Origin of the sequence: Desulfobulbus alkaliphilus (assembly GCF_016918545.1) — a bacterium.
GTDB classification, from domain to species: domain Bacteria; phylum Desulfobacterota; class Desulfobulbia; order Desulfobulbales; family Desulfobulbaceae; genus Desulfobulbus; species Desulfobulbus alkaliphilus.
This window is the reverse complement of record NZ_JAFFQC010000003.1, coordinates 14,325-31,071: the sequence shown is the minus strand read 5'-3', so window position 1 is coordinate 31,071 and position 16,747 is coordinate 14,325. Positions and strand designations below refer to the sequence as shown.

At 48.1% G+C, this 16,747-nt stretch carries 28 protein-coding genes and 1 pseudogene; all 29 read left to right on the top strand.

Features of this window, described 5'->3' with window-relative positions; genetic code table 11:
* The first annotated feature begins 42 nt into the window (after positions 1 to 42).
* The 29 genes and pseudogenes from rpsC to uppS all read left to right on the top strand — a co-directional run bounded on the left by rpsC (position 43) and on the right by uppS (position 16,745).
* Positions 43 to 711, top strand: a complete 669-nt coding sequence (rpsC, locus tag JWG43_RS02305) for a 30S ribosomal protein S3 (protein ID WP_205241201.1) — start codon at positions 43 to 45, stop codon at positions 709 to 711.
* Positions 712 to 734: 23 nt separating this feature from the next.
* A complete protein-coding gene (gene rplP / locus JWG43_RS02300; RefSeq protein WP_205241200.1) occupies positions 735 to 1,151 on the top strand; it encodes a 50S ribosomal protein L16 in 417 nt (138 codons plus the stop codon).
* Positions 1,148 to 1,336 (top strand): 50S ribosomal protein L29, encoded by a 189-nt coding sequence (gene rpmC, locus JWG43_RS02295; protein ID WP_205241199.1) that lies wholly within the window; start codon positions 1,148 to 1,150, stop codon positions 1,334 to 1,336. Before rplP ends, rpmC begins: the two co-directional genes overlap by 4 nt.
* A 34-nt stretch (positions 1,337 to 1,370) precedes the next feature.
* Complete coding sequence (gene rpsQ, locus JWG43_RS02290) at positions 1,371 to 1,625, top strand: 30S ribosomal protein S17 (protein ID WP_205241198.1); 255 nt, start codon at positions 1,371 to 1,373, stop codon at positions 1,623 to 1,625.
* 61 nt (positions 1,626 to 1,686) lie between these two features.
* Positions 1,687 to 2,055, top strand: coding sequence for a 50S ribosomal protein L14 (gene rplN, locus JWG43_RS02285; RefSeq protein ID WP_205241197.1), 369 nt, complete (start codon positions 1,687 to 1,689; stop codon positions 2,053 to 2,055).
* 34 nt (positions 2,056 to 2,089) lie between these two features.
* Positions 2,090 to 2,425: a 50S ribosomal protein L24 gene (gene rplX / locus JWG43_RS02280; protein WP_205241196.1), complete on the top strand. Its 336-nt coding sequence runs from the start codon at positions 2,090 to 2,092 to the stop codon at positions 2,423 to 2,425.
* 26 nt (positions 2,426 to 2,451) lie between these two features.
* The gene (gene rplE, locus JWG43_RS02275) at positions 2,452 to 2,994 is read left to right on the top strand and encodes a 50S ribosomal protein L5 (RefSeq protein WP_205241350.1); all 543 of its coding nucleotides are present in this window, start codon (positions 2,452 to 2,454) and stop codon (positions 2,992 to 2,994) included.
* Positions 2,995 to 3,037: 43 nt separating this feature from the next.
* Positions 3,038 to 3,223: a type Z 30S ribosomal protein S14 gene (locus tag JWG43_RS02270; protein WP_205241195.1), complete on the top strand. Its 186-nt coding sequence runs from the start codon at positions 3,038 to 3,040 to the stop codon at positions 3,221 to 3,223.
* A gap of 71 nt (positions 3,224 to 3,294) precedes the next feature.
* Positions 3,295 to 3,693, top strand: coding sequence for a 30S ribosomal protein S8 (rpsH, locus tag JWG43_RS02265; protein WP_205241194.1), 399 nt, complete (start codon positions 3,295 to 3,297; stop codon positions 3,691 to 3,693).
* 32 nt (positions 3,694 to 3,725) lie between these two features.
* The gene (rplF, locus tag JWG43_RS02260; RefSeq protein ID WP_205241193.1) at positions 3,726 to 4,265 is read left to right on the top strand and encodes a 50S ribosomal protein L6; all 540 of its coding nucleotides are present in this window, start codon (positions 3,726 to 3,728) and stop codon (positions 4,263 to 4,265) included.
* Positions 4,266 to 4,298: 33 nt separating this feature from the next.
* Entirely contained in the window at positions 4,299 to 4,664 is a 366-nt protein-coding gene (gene rplR / locus JWG43_RS02255) for a 50S ribosomal protein L18 (protein ID WP_205241192.1), read from the top strand.
* Between the two features lie 37 nt (positions 4,665 to 4,701).
* Positions 4,702 to 5,214, top strand: a complete 513-nt coding sequence (rpsE, locus tag JWG43_RS02250) for a 30S ribosomal protein S5 (RefSeq protein ID WP_240193340.1) — start codon at positions 4,702 to 4,704, stop codon at positions 5,212 to 5,214.
* A gap of 27 nt (positions 5,215 to 5,241) precedes the next feature.
* Positions 5,242 to 5,421, top strand: a complete 180-nt coding sequence (rpmD, locus tag JWG43_RS02245) for a 50S ribosomal protein L30 (RefSeq protein WP_205241190.1) — start codon at positions 5,242 to 5,244, stop codon at positions 5,419 to 5,421.
* A 5-nt stretch (positions 5,422 to 5,426) separates the two neighbouring features.
* Entirely contained in the window at positions 5,427 to 5,861 is a 435-nt protein-coding gene (gene rplO, locus JWG43_RS02240) for a 50S ribosomal protein L15 (RefSeq protein ID WP_205241349.1), read from the top strand.
* Positions 5,862 to 5,864: 3 nt separating this feature from the next.
* Positions 5,865 to 7,169, top strand: coding sequence for a preprotein translocase subunit SecY (secY, locus tag JWG43_RS02235; protein ID WP_205241189.1), 1,305 nt, complete (start codon positions 5,865 to 5,867; stop codon positions 7,167 to 7,169).
* Positions 7,170 to 7,176: 7 nt separating this feature from the next.
* The gene (map, locus tag JWG43_RS02230) at positions 7,177 to 7,971 is read left to right on the top strand and encodes a type I methionyl aminopeptidase (RefSeq protein WP_338033216.1); all 795 of its coding nucleotides are present in this window, start codon (positions 7,177 to 7,179) and stop codon (positions 7,969 to 7,971) included.
* 119 nt (positions 7,972 to 8,090) lie between these two features.
* Positions 8,091 to 8,327 (top strand): translation initiation factor IF-1, encoded by a 237-nt coding sequence (infA, locus tag JWG43_RS02225; protein WP_205241188.1) that lies wholly within the window; start codon positions 8,091 to 8,093, stop codon positions 8,325 to 8,327.
* 24 nt (positions 8,328 to 8,351) lie between these two features.
* A complete protein-coding gene (rpmJ, locus tag JWG43_RS02220) occupies positions 8,352 to 8,465 on the top strand; it encodes a 50S ribosomal protein L36 (RefSeq protein ID WP_205241187.1) in 114 nt (37 codons plus the stop codon).
* 49 nt (positions 8,466 to 8,514) lie between these two features.
* Positions 8,515 to 8,883: a 30S ribosomal protein S13 gene (gene rpsM, locus JWG43_RS02215; RefSeq protein ID WP_205241186.1), complete on the top strand. Its 369-nt coding sequence runs from the start codon at positions 8,515 to 8,517 to the stop codon at positions 8,881 to 8,883.
* A gap of 44 nt (positions 8,884 to 8,927) precedes the next feature.
* On the top strand, positions 8,928 to 9,326 hold the full coding sequence (rpsK, locus tag JWG43_RS02210) for a 30S ribosomal protein S11 (RefSeq protein WP_205241185.1): 399 nt from the start codon (positions 8,928 to 8,930) through the stop codon (positions 9,324 to 9,326).
* A gap of 60 nt (positions 9,327 to 9,386) precedes the next feature.
* Positions 9,387 to 10,016 carry a 30S ribosomal protein S4 gene (rpsD, locus tag JWG43_RS02205; protein ID WP_205241184.1) on the top strand — a complete coding sequence of 210 codons (630 nt, stop codon included), beginning with the start codon at positions 9,387 to 9,389 and terminating at the stop codon, positions 10,014 to 10,016.
* A gap of 20 nt (positions 10,017 to 10,036) precedes the next feature.
* A complete protein-coding gene (locus JWG43_RS02200; RefSeq protein ID WP_205241183.1) occupies positions 10,037 to 11,077 on the top strand; it encodes a DNA-directed RNA polymerase subunit alpha in 1,041 nt (346 codons plus the stop codon).
* A 56-nt stretch (positions 11,078 to 11,133) separates the two neighbouring features.
* The gene (gene rplQ / locus JWG43_RS02195; protein ID WP_205241182.1) at positions 11,134 to 11,529 is read left to right on the top strand and encodes a 50S ribosomal protein L17; all 396 of its coding nucleotides are present in this window, start codon (positions 11,134 to 11,136) and stop codon (positions 11,527 to 11,529) included.
* Between the two features lie 39 nt (positions 11,530 to 11,568).
* Positions 11,569 to 12,369: a YkgJ family cysteine cluster protein gene (locus JWG43_RS02190; RefSeq protein WP_240193326.1), complete on the top strand. Its 801-nt coding sequence runs from the start codon at positions 11,569 to 11,571 to the stop codon at positions 12,367 to 12,369.
* Between the two features lie 356 nt (positions 12,370 to 12,725).
* Complete coding sequence (rpsB, locus tag JWG43_RS02185) at positions 12,726 to 13,502, top strand: 30S ribosomal protein S2 (protein ID WP_205241181.1); 777 nt, start codon at positions 12,726 to 12,728, stop codon at positions 13,500 to 13,502.
* A gap of 458 nt (positions 13,503 to 13,960) precedes the next feature.
* Positions 13,961 to 14,563, top strand: a pseudogene (gene tsf / locus JWG43_RS02180) (translation elongation factor Ts); the annotation flags it as partial.
* A 43-nt stretch (positions 14,564 to 14,606) separates the two neighbouring features.
* The gene (pyrH, locus tag JWG43_RS02175; RefSeq protein ID WP_205241179.1) at positions 14,607 to 15,314 is read left to right on the top strand and encodes a UMP kinase; all 708 of its coding nucleotides are present in this window, start codon (positions 14,607 to 14,609) and stop codon (positions 15,312 to 15,314) included.
* Between the two features lie 100 nt (positions 15,315 to 15,414).
* The gene (frr, locus tag JWG43_RS02170; protein WP_205241178.1) at positions 15,415 to 15,972 is read left to right on the top strand and encodes a ribosome recycling factor; all 558 of its coding nucleotides are present in this window, start codon (positions 15,415 to 15,417) and stop codon (positions 15,970 to 15,972) included.
* Between the two features lie 32 nt (positions 15,973 to 16,004).
* Positions 16,005 to 16,745 (top strand): undecaprenyl pyrophosphate synthase, encoded by a 741-nt coding sequence (gene uppS / locus JWG43_RS02165; RefSeq protein WP_205241177.1) that lies wholly within the window; start codon positions 16,005 to 16,007, stop codon positions 16,743 to 16,745.
* The last annotated feature ends 2 nt before the right edge of the window (positions 16,746 to 16,747 follow it).

The following is a 16,747-nucleotide window of genomic DNA, read 5'->3' as shown; positions in this document are numbered from 1 at the left end:
AGATTTTCATTGAAAAACTAGCAGAGGAAACGGAGGACAATCTTGGGACAAAAAGTCAATCCTATTGGGCTGCGTCTTAACATTACGCGATCCTGGGAATCTATCTGGTATGCGGATAAGGATTATGCTGAGAATCTCTATCAGGATCAACTTATTCGAAAATTCCTTAAGAAGCGGCTGTATCACGCCGGAATATCCAGGATTGTCATTGAAAGGACTGGAGAAAAGGTAAAAATTAAACTCTTTACCGCACGTCCTGGCATTGTCATTGGAAAAAAAGGAACCGAGATAGAAGGTCTGAAAAAAGATCTTGAAAATCAATTCAAGCGAACCTGCTTTATCGATATCCAAGAGGTGCGCCGGCCAGAAGCTGATGCACAGCTGGTCGCTGAGAATATAGCAACCCAGCTCGAGCGCCGGATTGCTTTCAGGCGTGCCATGAAAAAATCAATCAACTCTGCCTTACGATTTGGAGTTCAAGGAATTAAAATATCCTGTTCCGGACGTCTTGGGGGAGCGGAAATGTCGCGAACCGAGTGGTTTAAAGAGGGAAGAATTCCTCTGCATACCCTCCGCGCCGACATTGACTATGGCACTGCTGAAGCGAAGACAACCTATGGCATCATTGGGGTGAAAGTCTGGATTTTCAAAGGAGAAGTGCTGGCTGATGCTCAGATTGCGGCCGAGCAGGCGGTGCCAAGCACGACATGATATTCCACTAAAGGTACGATACAATGTTAAGTCCTCGTAAGGTAAAACATCGAAAACAATTTAAAGGGCGGATGCGCGGAGAAGCACTGCGCGGATCGGACATCTCTTTTGGAGATTACGCTCTCAAAGCTGTAGGATGCGGACGCATGACTGCTCAACAGATTGAGGCCGCCCGTATAGCCATCAACAGAAAGATCAAACGTGGCGGTAAATTATGGATTCGCGTTTTCCCAGATAAACCTATCACCAAAAAACCTGCTGAAACCAGGATGGGAAAAGGGAAAGGGTCGCCCGAGTATTGGGTTGCAACCATTCGACCTGGGCGCGTGTTATACGAATTAAAAGGTATACCGGAAGAACTTGCGGTCGAGGCATTGCGCCTTGCCAGCTTTAAACTTCCCTTCCCCACGACAGTAGTCTGCAAGAGCAATACGATATGAAAGCAAAAGACCTGCGAAATTTATCAGTTGAAGATCTGCGGAAAAAGGACCTGGATACCAGAGAAGATCTCTTCAAATTACGATTTCAACATGGCATTCGTCAGCTTGAAAATCCAGCAAAATTGGCCCAATTAAGGAAGGATATTGCTAAGATTCAGACAATTTTGACAGAAAAATTAAGCTGAAATTCCTTATTTTTCATTACAAAAGGATTATGAGATGAGTGCTAATGTAAAAAAAATTCGCCAAGGTGCTGTCGTCAGCAATAAGATGGATAAAACTATAGTCGTCGCCGTGGAAAGAAAATTCCCACATAAACTCTACGGTAAATTCATCCGGCAACAGGTGAAGTACATGGCCCATGATGCTGCCAATGAATGTCAGATTGGAGACCTCGTCCTTATTGAAGAATGCAGACCGCTGTCCAGGAGAAAACGATGGCTGTTACGGTCAATCATCCAGAGAGCTGTTTGATCTCTGCATGGCTGTGACAAAATTTTGGAATTAGGAAATCAGATACTAAGCGGGTGAGGTCATGATCCAAACTGAAACCATGTTAAATGTCGCCGATAATTCCGGGGCAAAGAAAGTACTCTGTATACGAGTGTTGGGTGGTACCCGTAAACGATATGCCGGTATTGGCGACATCATTGTTGTGACAGTGAAAGAGGCTATCCCTCATGCCAAGGTGAAGAAGGGAGACGTCCTTGATGCCGTCGTGGTTCGAACGGCCAAATCATTACGTCGTCCGGAAGACACAACGGTCAAATTCGATGACAATGCGGCTGTGCTTCTTACCGGAGGCGGTGATCCAATCGGTACGCGAATTTTTGGACCGGTTGCACGAGAACTACGTACCCTGGGATTCATGAAAATTATTTCCCTTGCCCCTGAAGTCTTATAATCCGTCGGGTCTTATTTAAAGACGAGGAACTGCAATGCGTCAAGGACATACAAAATTCAGAGTGAACGATAAAGTCGAAGTTATTGCCGGTAAAGACAAGGGTCGGGTCGGCAAAATCCTTAAGATTGACAGAGAAAATAATCGTGTTGTCGTCGAACGGATCAATATGGTCAAACGGCACCAGAAAGCCAAAGATGCAACCAAAGCCGGTTCAATCATCGACAAGGAAGCTGCAATTCATCTTTCCAATATCAAACTGGTATGTCCTGAATGCGCTGAGACGGTACGAACAGGAAAAACAATTCTTGAAGATGGTACCAAGACGAGAACCTGCAAAAAATGTCAGGCGACTATACTAACATCCAAATAGGTATCCAGCAGGTTACGGAGTATATGATGGGCACATTAAAGGAACAGTACGAAAAGGAATTGAAGGGTAAGTTGCAACAACAGCTCGGTATCACCAATGTGATGGATATCCCCAAAATTGAGAAGATAGTTCTTAACATGGGCCTGGGTGAAGCAGTCCAGAATCCAAAAATCATTGATAAGGCCATTGAAGAGCTTACAGCTATATCCGGGCAGAAAGCCGTGATGACCAAGGCAAAGAAATCCATTGCTACCTTTAAATTGCGTGCCGGTATGCCCATTGGAAGCAGGGTGACTTTACGCAGTAAGAAAATGTATGACTTCCTGTCGAAACTGATCAATGTTGCCCTGCCCCGCGTCAGAGATTTCCGAGGTGTCAGCGCAAAAGGATTTGATGGTCGGGGTAATTTTTCCATGGGGATTACCGAACATATCATTTTCCCTGAAATTGATTACGATAAGGTCGATCAGATACGTGGTCTCAACATCACCATAGTTACCACCGCTAAAACTGATGCAGCAGCTCATACCTTACTGGAGGCTATCGGCATGCCCTTCAGGAAAAAATAAATCCGACTCCCCATCAATATTTCTATATCTTTAGGAGGATGCTGTGGCAAAAAAATCACTTATTGCCAAGGCAGGACGTCAACAGAAATTTTCGGTTCGAGCGTACAACCGCTGTCCCTTGTGTGGAAGAGCCAGAGCATTTTATAGAAAATTCGGAATTTGCCGCCTGTGTTTTCGCAAATTGGCATCGCAGGGTGAAATCACCGGCGTAACCAAGTCGAGTTGGTAAACGACACTGTTCGCTGAACAGCTTTGCACAGCTTGTTGATATCATCTTCGCACATAATTGAGGAATAATCGATGTCCATGAATGATCCGTTGGCTGATATGCTGACTCGAATCAGAAATGCAACAAGAGCGTACTTCCCCGTCGTTGAAATGCCGTTGTCCAAGCTGAAGGTCAACGTCGCCAAAGTTCTCGTGGAAGAGGGATATATAGCGAATTATCACATCATCCAGCAAGGACCTCAGGGTACGTTAAAACTTGAGTTAAAGTACGGGCCCAACAATGAGCAGGTCATTACCGGGTTGCGCAGGATCAGCAAGCCCGGTCTTCGCCAGTATAAACGAAGTACCAATATACCTAAGGTGTTGAGTGGACTCGGTATAGCCATTCTGTCAACCTCGCAGGGCGTCATTACCGACAGACAGGCACGCCAGCAGAACATCGGCGGTGAACTGCTCTGCGAAGTCTGGTAACTGTCCGGTCATTGATATCAAGGAGAATTTTCATGTCCAGAATAGGCAAGCAGCCAATTCCCGTCCCCCCTGGAGTGAAGGTCGAAATACAGGGAACGACAATTAAGGTCAGTAGCGCGAAAGGCTCCCTCGAGCGGAGTATTCGACCGGAGATAACAGTGCAGGAGCATGACAACACTCTGCTGTGCTCACCGAAGGGGAGCAGTAAGAGAGTGATGGCCTTCTGGGGAATGACCAGATCCCTGATCAGTAACATGGTCATGGGTGTTGATCAGGGATTTACCAAAAAGCTCGCAGTCGAAGGTGTCGGCTATCGCGCCGCCGTCAACGGCTCCGTGCTGACCTTGAATGTCGGGTATTCAAGCCCTGTTGAATACAGACTACCGGCAAACATTACCGCCACCGTGGGGAAAGACAATTCCATTACCATTGAGGGGATTGACAAAGAACTGGTTGGTCTGGTTGCCGCGCAAATTCGCGATATCCGTAAACCTGAACCCTATAAGGGCAAGGGAATCCGGTACTTCAATGAACGTATCGTACGTAAAGTTGGTAAAGCCGGCGGGAAGTAACTAAATTGAGATTATTGTTGAGAGTATTGCATCATGTCGAAAACACAGTCAAAACTTGCCGCCCGCAGTAAACGGGTCCAACGTATCCGCACCAAAATTTTCGGGACTGCAGAACGGCCGCGTATGAGGGTGTACCGGAGCAACCGGTATATATACGTCCAGATTATCGACGACACCAAAGGAAGGACCCTCGTTGCCATGTCATCCGGGGATAAGGACTTTGATGGCACCGATCTCAAGGGGAAATGCGAACAAGCGAAAAAGGTCGGCAGCCTTGTCGCTCAAAAAGCGAAAGCCGCCGGGATTGAAAAAGTTGTATTTGATCGTGGTGGAAACCTGTACCATGGAAGAGTGAAAGCCCTTTCCGATGGTGCCCGCGAAGGCGGGCTGCAGTTCTAGGACAACATTAAAATCTGATATTAGACGGGGGTGTTTCTTGGCTGAATTTAAACGAGCAAAAGAAGCAATTCAGGAAGAGCTCATCGAAAAGATAGTGTTTATCAATCGAGTCGCTAAGGTAGTGAAAGGCGGCCGAAGATTCAGCTTCAGTGCCATTATCGTTGTTGGTGATGGTAACGGCAAGGTTGGATATGGACTGGGCAAGGCCAATCAGGTTCCCGAGGCAATCAGGAAAGGGATAGAGCATGCCAAGAAAGACATGCAACAGGTAGCCTTGACAGACATTTCGATTCCACATGAGATTATCGGGAAATTCAAGTCCGGGAGTGTCTTGTTGAAACCCGCTTCCGATGGTACGGGTGTCATTGCCGGAGGTGCGGTCCGAGCCGTTCTTGAGGCAGCAGGCATTCAGAACATATTGACCAAATGTCTTGGCTCCAACAATCCTCACAACCTTGTCAAAGCGACCCTGCAAGGTCTGCGGCATTTGCGGACCGCCGATCAGGTCGCAAAATTGCGCTCCATGAAAACTGAAGAAATGATTGCCTGATAGCCTGCGAGAAGAGGATATGATTTCATGAATGAAACTGTAACGTTTACTCAAATCAAAAGCGGAATCGGCAGTCCGGATCCTATACGAAAAACACTTATAGGTCTGGGACTTACTAAAATGCATAAAACTGTCACCAGAAAAAACACACCGGAAATACAGGGCATGCTGAGAAAAGTACAGCATCTCATCAGGGTGGAGGAATAAAAGTGCTGAAGTTGAACACCATTGCTCCTAATGATGGGGCGCGCAAGGCGAAAAAACGTGTTGGCCGAGGCCCTGGCAGCGGAATGGGAAAAACTGCTACTCGCGGCCACAAGGGGGCCCGGGCCAGATCCGGCTACAGCAAGGCGTCAGGATTCGAAGGCGGTCAGATGCCATTGCAGCGGAGGTTGCCCAAGCGAGGATTCAATAACATTTTCAAGGTCGAATACAATATTGTTTCACTCGATGACCTGAATCGATTCGACAGTGGGACCACAATCGACCTTGCGTCGCTGACTGCCGCAGGAGTTGTCAAAAAAGATGGACCTGTAAAAATACTGGCAAATGGAGAGGTAACCAAAGCTGTTCATGTGCGGGTGGACAAGGTCAGTCAAGGCGCCAGAGAAAAAATTGTTGCCGCAGGTGGTACAGTCGAGGAGTAATGAATGAGCGGACTAGTCAGCGCTGCCAGCATCCCTGAATTACGCAAGAGAGTGATATTCACTCTCTTGATGCTTTTTGTGTACAGGATGGGGGTCCAGATCCCCACACCCGGAATCAACAGTGAAGCATTAGCAGCTTTTTTTGAGCAGCATGCAGGGACACTGTTTGGCATGTTCAACATGTTTTCCGGCGGCGCTCTTGAAAATTTTTCAATTTTCGCCCTGGGCATCATGCCCTATATTTCTGCATCGATTATCATGCAGTTGCTGACTGTCGTCATTCCCCAATTGGAAACTCTGAAAAAGGAGGGAGAAGCAGGAAGACGTAAAATAATCCGGTACACACGCTACGGTACTATTCTTCTTGCTGTTATTCAGGGGTTCTTTATCGCGACCGGCATCGAGGGGATGACCGGGCCCACAGGCGCCCCGATTGTCCTTGAGCCCGGAATTCAGTTTAAACTGATGACGGTGCTCACTCTGACTTGCGGCACGGCCTTTCTCATGTGGCTCGGTGAGCAGATAACCGAGAGAGGCATAGGTAACGGAATATCTCTTATCATTTTCGCCGGCATTGTCGCCCGGATGCCTGCCGCTATCGGCAATACCCTGCAACTTGCCAAAGCCGGTGAGCTGGCGATGCTGTTCCTGCCAGTTCTTCTGATAATGATGCTGTCGATTGTTGCCTTCATTATTTTTGTTGAAACGTCACAGAGGCGTATTCCGGTTCAATATGCCAAACGGGTCGTCGGTCGGCGTGTATATGGGGGACAATCATCCCATCTACCCTTGAAAATCAATGTTGCAGGTGTCATTCCTCCGATCTTTGCCTCTTCGATCATGATGTTTCCCGCAACGATTGGAACGTTTATCCAGGTTGACTGGGTCCAGCGGGCTTCTGCCGCGCTCGCTCCCGGCTCGATCTACTATTACATCATTTTCGTCGCCATGATCGTTTTCTTCTGTTTTTTTTACACGGCGATCACCTTCAAGCCCGATGATGTGGCTGAAAATCTCAAGAAAAATGGTGGATTCATACCGGGGATACGACCAGGAAGGAAAACCGCAGAATTTCTCGACAAAGCTCTGGTCCGTTTAACGGTAGTCGGTGCTATTTACCTAAGTGCCATATGTGTCATGCCGGATCTCCTGATCACCCAACTTAATGTACCATTTTATTTTGGCGGGACCGCATTGCTCATTGTTGTTGCTGTATCCATCGATACCATTTCACAAATCGAATCCCACCTGATCATGCGAAATTATGATGGATTCATGAAAGCTGGAAAAATACGAGGACGTCATTGAGGACCAGGTGAACAAGGGAGAGAACGGCAAAGCAATTACGGTCAAAACACCAGATGAAATTGCCCTGATGCATCAGGCAAACCAGATTGTCGCTGGGGTACTTGCACTGCTTGAAGGCGAAATCGCACCCGGCGTCACTACATATACACTTGATAAAGCTGCCGAGACCTATTGTCGTGATCACCATGCTGTGCCGGCTTTTAAGGGATACCGTGGTTTTCCAGCCAGTCTCTGTGCATCGATCAACGAAGAGGTTGTGCATGGAATTCCTTCCAAGCAGCGTTATCTTCGCTCTGGGGATATAATTTCCCTGGACTTCGGCACCTTGTACAAAGGTTTCTATGGTGATGCCGCTATTACTGTTCCTGTTGGCGAGGTGCGACCGGAACTCGCCCACTTGCTTGAAGTAGCCAGCACATCATTATACAGGGGGATTGAGCAGGTTCAAGTCGGTAACCGGATTTCCGATATTTCCAGAGCTATCCAGGAGTGCGCTGAAGGCCATGGTTATTCCGTTGTCCGGCAGTTTGTCGGTCACGGAATCGGCAGTCAACTTCATGAAGCACCCGAAGTGCCTAACTATGTTCAACGGCAGGCCTCTCCACGTATTCTTGACGGTATGGTTCTTGCCATTGAGCCGATGATTAATCTTGGTGGCGCCAAAGTAAAAATCTTGCATGATCAGTGGACCGTAGTGACCGCGGATAGAAAACCATCGGCACACTTCGAGCACTCAGTAGCGGCTACTGCGGGTGGTCCTCTTGTCCTCAGCCAAAGAAACGACCTGAACGGAAGTTGCTGAAAGGCAGAATGTACCGAAATCACTGGCAAGATCCTAGTTCAGAAAGAAAAGGGTTGAAAAAATCTTGTTTTTTTTGTAAATAATCATCTTTTCGTTTTGTTTAATGCGCAGGTGAATGTATGGCAAAGGAAGAGGCCATTGAAGTAGAAGGAACCATTGTTGAACCACTGCCGAATGCCATGTTCCAGGTAGAGCTTGACAATGGTCACAAGGTTCTTGCCCATATTTCCGGAAAAATGCGAATGCATTACATTAAAATACTGCCTGGCGATCGAGTGACCGTTGAACTGTCGCCATATGATCTGACCAGAGGAAGGGTTACTTTCCGTGCGAAAGGCGGTAAAAGCAGAAAATAACACGAGACGAGTCAGGAGAGTGTCATGAAAGTGCGTTCGTCAGTAAAAAAAATATGCAGCGACTGCAAAGTTTTCAAACGCAATGGTGTTGTCAGGGTCAACTGCCCCAATAAAAAACACAAACAGCGACAGGGCTAACCCCACCTGAAACAACGAACTCGCAGGATTCAGATTAAGGAGCATAGACTTGGCACGTATAGCAGGTGTGGATCTTCCACGCAACAAACACATGGATCGGGCGTTGACCTATATATATGGCATTGGCATCACCACCTCGCGTCAGATCCTGGATAAGGCCGATTTGCCGTACCAGATGAACAGTGATGATTTGAGTAGCGATGATATCAACAGGATCAGGGTTATCATTGAAAATGAATATGTCGTCGAGGGAGATCGACGGCGTGAAGTCTCGATGGATATCAAACGACTGATGGATTTGGGGTGTTACCGCGGTCGTCGCCATCGGCGCGGGCTTCCCTGCAATGGACAGAGAACGAAAACCAATGCCAGGACCAGGAAAGGTCCCAGACGCGGCGCTGCAGTGCGTAAGAAATAATTCCAAGTGATTCATCCTGATAACAGAGAGAACCAGGAGCAGGTATGGCAAAGGCAGGCAAAGGAAACGTAAAAGTAAAAAGAAAAGATAAAAAGAATATCCCGGAAGGAGTTGTCTTTATCTATTCGACCTTCAATAACACAGTGATAACGATTTCAGACAGGCAAGGCAATACGCTTTCATGGTCCAGTGCTGGAGTTCTCGGCTTCAAAGGTTCAAGAAAATCCACCCCATTTGCCGCCCAGAATGCATTAACTGATGCCGTTACCAAGGCAAAGGAACACGGACTGCGCAAGGTCGAAGTCAGGGTCAAGGGACCCGGACCAGGGCGTGAAGCTGCTCTGCGTGCCTTGATCAGCGCTGAACTTGAAGTCAGTCGCATCGTTGACGTCACTCCCTTGCCGCACAACGGATGTAAACCGCCAAAACGACGGCGAGTCTGAGTGTGTCCTGGTTCTACCCTCTATTTCATATAAAATCAGGCTCATACGTGGAGGTACACATTGGCTAGATATACTGGTGCATCCTGCAGGCTCTGCAGACGCGAAAACCTGAAAATGTTCCTCAAAGGCGATCGCTGCTACTCAGACAAATGCGCCTTTGAAAGACGCTCTTTTGCTCCTGGACAGCATGGACAAAACCGATTTCGGAAAGTTTCCAACTATGCTCTTCAGCTACGTGAAAAACAAAAAGTCAAGCAAATGTATGGCATGCTCGAGGCACAGTTCCATCGTTTCTTCAAGAATGCCGATGCAGGAACAGGCGTAACAGGAGAAATTTTGCTGTTCATGTTGGAGAGACGCTTTGACAACACCCTGTATCGAATGGGATTTGCAAGTTCACGAAATCAGGGGCGGCAGATGGCGCGCCATGGTCTGTTCACAGTTAATGGAAAAAAAGTCAATATACCCTCGTACCAGGTCAAACCTGGAGATGTCATCGCTTTACGCCCGAAAAATCTAAAAAACGCGGTGATCGCTGACAATCTTGAAGGTGCTGTGCGCAGAGGGGTACCCAGCTGGCTCGAACTTGATCAGACTAAATTTCAAGGAACTGTCAAAGCATTACCGAACAGAGAAGAGATAACGATGCCGATCCAGGAACAGCTGATTGTCGAGCTGTATTCCAAGTAACTTCTATCGTCGGGTATCGCATGGTACAGGAAATACGGGATGAAAATCCCTTCTACAAAAACTGGCACACCCTCATATATCCAGAAAAACTGGAGGTCGATGAAGGTGGTCTGACAGAACGGTATGGAAAATTTGTCTGCTATCCTTTAGAGCGAGGATTCGCAACGACAATAGGTAATTCACTGCGCCGGATAATGCTTTCCTCTATTCGCGGCGCTGCCATCATTTCCGTCCGAATCAATAATGCTCAGCATGAATTTACAACCATTGACGGGGTCCATGAAGATGTTGCCGAGATCATTCTCAATCTGAAACAGGTTCGGTTGAAACTCAACGACCCAGACGCAAGGACCGTCATGATTGAAACAAAAGGTCCTGGTGAAGTGAAAGCAGGAGATATTCAAGGCGGAACCGCAGTTGAAGTGATGAACCCTGATCTTCACATCTGCTCAATCACCAGTGATACGGTGTTTCAAGCTGAACTTGAGGTGCAGTGGGGGAAAGGATATATATCGGCCGACCAGAACAAAAAAGAAGGGCAACCCATAGGCGTCATTCCTATTGATGCTGCTTTTTCTCCCATTATTCGGGTTCAGTATGTCGTCAGCCAAGCCAGGGTGGGGCAACAGACAGATTACGATCGCCTGACCATGGAAATTGAAACAGACGGCAGTGTCGAGCCACAGAACGCCCTTGCGTATGCAGCTAAAATCCTCAAGGAACAGATGACTATATTCATCAATTTCAACGAAGAGATAGCAAAACCCCCAGAGCGCGTCGAAGGTGGTGATGACGATAAGAACTATCCACCTTTTCTTGATAAAAATGTCGAAGACCTTGAGCTTTCTGTCCGCTCGGCAAATTGCCTGAAAAATGCTCAAATTCAGTATATAGGGCAACTGGTTAATAAAACCGACGCCGAAATGCTGAAAACTAAAAATTTCGGTCGTAAATCATTGAATGAAATCAAAGCACTCCTTTCAGGACATGGCCTCAGTCTCGGTATGAAATACGATGGGTGGGTAGCACCCGATCAGCGAGAGGAAACAGCTGACGAATAACCGCACCGGAGCAATTATCCTGCAATGGAATACTGCATAAAGAAAAGGACCCGACCATGAGACACAGAAAAACCGGACGCAGACTCGGTCGCACCACTGCACATCGTGAGGCCATGCTGAGAAATATGGTTACTTCCCTGCTGGATCAGGAAAGAATAGTGACAACCGTGCCAAAAGCCAAGGAAGCGCGGCGTATTGCAGAGCAGATGATCACCCTTGGAAAGAGGGGGGACCTGCATGCCCGCCGACAGGCTCTGTCCTATATTCGATCCAAGGATATTGTCGCCAAACTGTTTGATCAAATCAGTGTCCATTATGCGAATCGGCAGGGAGGATACACGCGGATCATTCGCACAGGAAACAGGTTAGGCGATGCGGCTCCGATGGCGATCATTGAACTTGTCGATTTTTCTGAGCAATCTGGAGAGGTAGCAACCACTCAAGTTCAATAATGACCTTTTTTGATTTGTGCAAGGCCGGTATGAGAATTCATGCCGGCCTTTTTTTTCCTCAATTTTTCTTTCGCCATGTCATCCAAATTCTTTTCGCTTCCGGGTCGATCCCCCATTGACCCTCAGGGCTTTACCTTTCACTGCCATTCCGAGGTTCCCTGCTTCCAGACCTGCTGTCGTGATGTTGATATGCTGCTGTTTCCCTATGATATAGTGCGATTGAAACAGTGCCGGCAAATGCATTCATCCGATTTTCTCAAAAAACATACCCGACTCTGCGAAGGGAGCCATCCTTTTTTCCCGGGTTTGAAGTTGCTGTTAGCCGAGGAGGATGATCATCCTTGCCCTTTTCTCGGAGTCGACGGGTGTACAGTGTATCAGCATCGGCCATCTGCCTGCAGAACCTATCCACTTGAAAGGGGTGTTGAGCAGACAGGTGAAGGTTCTCCATTAAGGATTCACTATTTCATGACCCGGCACCCCTACTGCCTTGGGCATGAACAAAAACACACCTATACTATCAAACAGTGGGAACGTGAACAGGGGTTGGATGAATATAATTACTACAATGATCTCTGGGCCGAAGTTGACGCATTTTTCTCGACCAATCCCTGGGCAGGGGAGGGCAAGGCCGGGCCATATCAGCAACTGGCGTTCATGGTGTGTTATAATATCGATTCGTTCCGAGTGTATGTTGAACAGAATAGATTGGTCCAGCAGTTCGATTTTTCTAAAGACGAGCGTCGACGTATCAGCCGGGACGATGCCCATCTGCTCCGTTTTGGTTTCCAATGGATCATGCATGTTCTTGGAAGGAAAACCAATCTGGTAAAGAAATAGAAACCGTTCTTCTGTGCTTCACCCGCAGGTTATCAGGCAGACGCCTTGGGATTACCAGAGGTCGTCAGGCTGTTTATCCGTCTATGAAACGCTGGCAAATGGTTCGAGTTCCCAGGCCATAGCGTCTATTTCTTCCCTCCGGTAAACAGGGACAATGATTGTCTGGCGGACGGGGTATACCTGTTGATACGAGGGACATGCTTGATGTTTTTTCCAGGGTATGATACCATGCACTGTTTATCAACGGCGCGCAAACTGCGCCTTATTTCGCACATCCCTTTTTGAGGCCCTGGTGTTTTATCGCTACGATGAAATCGGCGTCGGGATGGAGGCTTAACCAGAACAAGGAGAAGAACATGGCAACTGTGACAATGCGACAAATGCTTGAAGCCGGGCTGCACTTTGGTCATCAGACGAGAAGATGGAACCCGAAAATGAAACCGTACATTTACGGGCCGAGAAACGGTATCTATATCGTCAATCTCGACATCACCATGAAGCTCTTCAGAAAAGCCTACGCCACCATGGTTGATACCGTGGCCAAGGGTGGATCTGTTTTGTTTGTTGGCACCAAAAGGCAGGGACAGACCATTATTCGCGAAGAAGCTGAACGATGTGGCATGTATTTTATCAATCATCGTTGGCTCGGCGGCATGATGACCAATTTCCAGACCATTAAAAACTCAGTTGACCGCCTGAAAAAAATAGAAAACATGCAAACCGATGGATCCATCAACCGTTTCCCCAAAAAGGAAATTCTCAAGATGGAAAAAGAGCGAATTAAATTAGATCGAAATATCGGTGGAATAAAAAATATGCGCACTCTCCCGGATCTTCTTTTTGTGGTTGATCCCAAAAATGAAGATATTGCCGTGGGTGAGGCTCGTAAGTTGGGTATCCCTGTCATTGCTCTGACTGATACCAACTGTGACCCTGATGGCATCGACTACGTCATCCCTGGCAATGACGACGCGATTCGGGCGATTCGCTTAATCACTTCGATGATGGCGGAGGCCGTCCTTGAAGGCAAGGCGCAACGGGGTGAGGAGACCGAACCAAACGTGGAAGACCTTGAAGCTGCCATGACCGAGGACATCAGCGAGGAAATGACAGCCAAGGTGGAAGAGGAGTAGTTTTATATTGTTCGTCTCACCCGCTTGTCCACGTCCAGTCTGATTACATCCGTCTGCACCGGTATCGGCAGTTCAGTGCGGACGGATGTTATATCGACCAGATTTATCCTTTATTCTCAACCTGGATCCGAGAACGTTCGTTCGTTCGTCAGTTTTATAGTCTGTGACCGTTCGATGAAAAAACACGTTATCGGGCGGAGACGGGCAATGAAGATAACGTACGGTCGGACCCCCCCCAAGGGCGCCTGGTAAAGGTTATTATCAATAGTTCTGCCTCAATTATAATTGATGACAGCAAGCTATACCCAAAACAAAAGTCCAGCCGTTACGGATTCAAGCTCATGAAAGATACTCTCGTTTGCTGTTGAATCGAACGATTAAGAATCCCGAGCGGTATGTTTGCAGAACCTGCTCCACTGCATTGTGGTTGTTAAGATTGAAATAATTTCTGTACTCAAGGAGAGGACAACGTGAATATTACAAGCCAAATGGTAAAGGAACTTCGTGATAAAACCAATGCCGGAATGATGGACTGCAAGAAGGCTTTGGCCGAAACCGCCGGTGACATGGAAAAAGCCGTGGATTTTTTGCGGCAGAAAGGGTTGGCGGTCGCGGCAAAGCGTGCCGGGCGGGAAACCCGGGAAGGGGTTGTCGAATCGTATATTCATGCCGGTGGTAAGTTGGGAGTGATGGTCGAGGTGGGCTGCGAAACTGATTTTGTCGCTAAAACCGATGATTTCAAGGCCTTTGCCAAGGCTGTGGCCATGCACATTGCGGCTATGAATCCAGTCGCGGTCAGTCGGGAAGAGGTTCCGGCTGAAATCCTGCAGAGGGAGAAGGACATTTACGTCAACCAGGCTCTTGAATCCGGTAAACCACAACAGATCGTCGAAAAGATGGTTGGCGGCAAAATTGAGAAATATCTGAGTGAAATCTGTCTCCTTGAACAGAAATATGTCAAAAATCCGGATTTAAGCGTACAAGATCTGCTCAACGAATTAGTGGCCAAAATGGGTGAGAATATTTCGATCAAGAAATTTGCCCGGTTCCAGATTGGTTGATGGTCTATCAGCAAGGCCGTTCTGAATTATGGAAACCACTGACATGAAGTTTAAAAGGGTACTCCTGAAAATCAGCGGTGAAGCGCTGATGGGGAGTGGGGCCTATGGAATCAGTACCGATGTTGTCCGTTATGTTGCTCAGGAGGTCCAGGTTCTGCGCACACTCCGGATTGAGTTGGCGCTTGTCATCGGGGCCGGCAATATTTTCCGCGGGGTGGCCGGGGCTGCCAGCGGAATGGATCGCAGTTCAGCTGATAACATGGGGATGCTGGCAACGGTGATGAATTCCCTTGCTGTTCAAGATGGTCTCCAAACTCTTGGGATCCCCACCAGGGTCATGTCAGCCATCGCCATGCACAATGTCTGCGAACCGTATGAACGGTTGCGGGCTCTGGAACATCTGGAGAACAACAGAGTGGTTATTTTTGCTGCCGGTACCGGGAATCCCTATTTTACTACGGACACCGCCGCAGTCCTTCGGGCGCTCGAGATCAAAGCTGATGTGATCATGAAAGCCACGCGGGTTGACGGTGTCTATGACCGCGACCCTGAACAGGATGAAAACGCGGTCCGGTTCACCACTCTCACCTACAAGACGGTCTTACGTGAAGACCTGCGAGTCATGGACGCAGCCGGTATTTCTCTGGCCCGGGATAATGGCCTGCCCACACTTGTTTTTAATATGACCGTTCCGGGAAACATCGTTAGAGCGGTGCAAGGTGAGGATGTCGGTACGCTGATCACAAACTGAGAAGCCATGGCGGCAATCCGCCCGAGAATGGTCGAGTAATGATTGCTTGTTCATATACAGCGACGTTCTGCCACGGCAAGCACACTATTGCGAGGGTGATATGACAAACGCTATCATAGAGCAGTTAAGAGAGAAGATGGAATCAAGTGTTGAGGCACTGAAACGCGAACTGGTGAAGATCAGAACCGGCAGGGCCTCACTGTCACTCCTGGACGGTATTAAAGTCAAGGCCTACGGTTCTCTGCTCCCTATGGATCAGGTTGGGGCCCTGACTGTACCGGAAAATAATCTGATAATCATAAAACCCTGGGACCCACAGGTGTTACCTGCGGTTGAAAAGGCTATTTTAGCCTCCGATCTTGGCTTAACTCCCAGCAGTGACGGTAATGTCATCCGTCTGACCATACCTCCACTGACCGGTGACAGGCGGAAAGAGTTGGTCAAACAGGTTAAAAAGACCGGTGAAGAATATAAAGTAGCGATTCGTGCCGTTCGCAGGGAGGCCAATGATACTCTGAAAAAACTAAAAAAAGAGAAGGAGATTTCAGAGGACGAAATGTTTACTCTCCAGGACAGCGCCCAAAAGGAAACAGATACTTTTGTCAGTCTGATTGATGAGATCGTCAGTGGCAAGGAAAAGGAAGTTATGGAGGTGTAGCCTCCTTATTTACAGCGCCAGGGCGTGCAGACGTGGAAGATACTGAAAAAAACACACCCTTGCCCTCCCATGTTGCCATCATCATGGATGGCAACGGCCGGTGGGCGGAGGAACGGAAACGTCCCCGTCTTTTTGGCCATAAAGCAGGAGTTGATTCGGTTCGGGAGATTATTGAAACAACCCGGTCCCTGGGGATAGGGTATCTTACCCTGTACGCTTTTTCGACCGAGAACTGGAATCGGCCAGCTCATGAAGTCTCCGGATTGATGAACTTACTCCAGAGGTATCTCCAGTCTGAACTGGAAACCATGCTGAAGAACGATATTCGCCTCTGTTGTCTTGGGGATCCGGACAGGCTGCCCAAGGAAGTTCGCAAGACACTGGTGAAAACCATCGACGATACCCGGGCCTGTGCGGGTATGACGCTGAACCTGGCGCTGAGTTATGGAGGCCGCAGTGAGCTGGTTCACGCCATGCAGGCCATGGCGGAAAAATGCTGTCGAGGCGACCTCGCCTGGGAAAACTTGACCGAAACCACCATCAGCGACCATCTCTTTACTGCCGGTCAACCCGATCCAGACCTGCTCATCCGTACTGGTGGAGAACGCCGTTTGTCCAATTTTCTTCTCTGGCAACTTTCCTACGCCGAGCTGTATTTCACCGATGTTAAATGGCCTGATTTCAGAAAAGATCAATTCTTCAAGGCCCTGGAAACCTACCAAAGCCGTCAGCGCCGGTTCGGCAGGATTGTTGTCCACTTGGATGCGGAGTGATC

Coding starts and splice junctions, on each gene's coding strand:
- JWG43_RS02190 (WP_240193326.1), top strand. CDS start 11,569: ATGCCGGCCTTTTTTTTCCTCAATTTTTCTTTCGCCATGTCATCCAAA.
- infA (WP_205241188.1), top strand. CDS start 8,091: ATGGCAAAGGAAGAGGCCATTGAAGTAGAAGGAACCATTGTTGAACCA.
- rplF (WP_205241193.1), top strand. CDS start 3,726: ATGTCCAGAATAGGCAAGCAGCCAATTCCCGTCCCCCCTGGAGTGAAG.
- rpmD (WP_205241190.1), top strand. CDS start 5,242: ATGAATGAAACTGTAACGTTTACTCAAATCAAAAGCGGAATCGGCAGT.
- rpmC (WP_205241199.1), top strand. CDS start 1,148: ATGAAAGCAAAAGACCTGCGAAATTTATCAGTTGAAGATCTGCGGAAA.
- secY (WP_205241189.1), top strand. CDS start 5,865: ATGAGCGGACTAGTCAGCGCTGCCAGCATCCCTGAATTACGCAAGAGA.
- rpmJ (WP_205241187.1), top strand. CDS start 8,352: ATGAAAGTGCGTTCGTCAGTAAAAAAAATATGCAGCGACTGCAAAGTT.
- rpsK (WP_205241185.1), top strand. CDS start 8,928: ATGGCAAAGGCAGGCAAAGGAAACGTAAAAGTAAAAAGAAAAGATAAA.
- rpsQ (WP_205241198.1), top strand. CDS start 1,371: ATGAGTGCTAATGTAAAAAAAATTCGCCAAGGTGCTGTCGTCAGCAAT.
- rpsH (WP_205241194.1), top strand. CDS start 3,295: ATGTCCATGAATGATCCGTTGGCTGATATGCTGACTCGAATCAGAAAT.
- JWG43_RS02200 (WP_205241183.1), top strand. CDS start 10,037: ATGGTACAGGAAATACGGGATGAAAATCCCTTCTACAAAAACTGGCAC.
- rplX (WP_205241196.1), top strand. CDS start 2,090: ATGCGTCAAGGACATACAAAATTCAGAGTGAACGATAAAGTCGAAGTT.
- rplE (WP_205241350.1), top strand. CDS start 2,452: ATGGGCACATTAAAGGAACAGTACGAAAAGGAATTGAAGGGTAAGTTG.
- frr (WP_205241178.1), top strand. CDS start 15,415: ATGACAAACGCTATCATAGAGCAGTTAAGAGAGAAGATGGAATCAAGT.
- pyrH (WP_205241179.1), top strand. CDS start 14,607: ATGAAGTTTAAAAGGGTACTCCTGAAAATCAGCGGTGAAGCGCTGATG.
- rplQ (WP_205241182.1), top strand. CDS start 11,134: ATGAGACACAGAAAAACCGGACGCAGACTCGGTCGCACCACTGCACAT.
- rplR (WP_205241192.1), top strand. CDS start 4,299: ATGTCGAAAACACAGTCAAAACTTGCCGCCCGCAGTAAACGGGTCCAA.
- rplN (WP_205241197.1), top strand. CDS start 1,687: ATGATCCAAACTGAAACCATGTTAAATGTCGCCGATAATTCCGGGGCA.
- rplP (WP_205241200.1), top strand. CDS start 735: ATGTTAAGTCCTCGTAAGGTAAAACATCGAAAACAATTTAAAGGGCGG.
- rpsB (WP_205241181.1), top strand. CDS start 12,726: ATGGCAACTGTGACAATGCGACAAATGCTTGAAGCCGGGCTGCACTTT.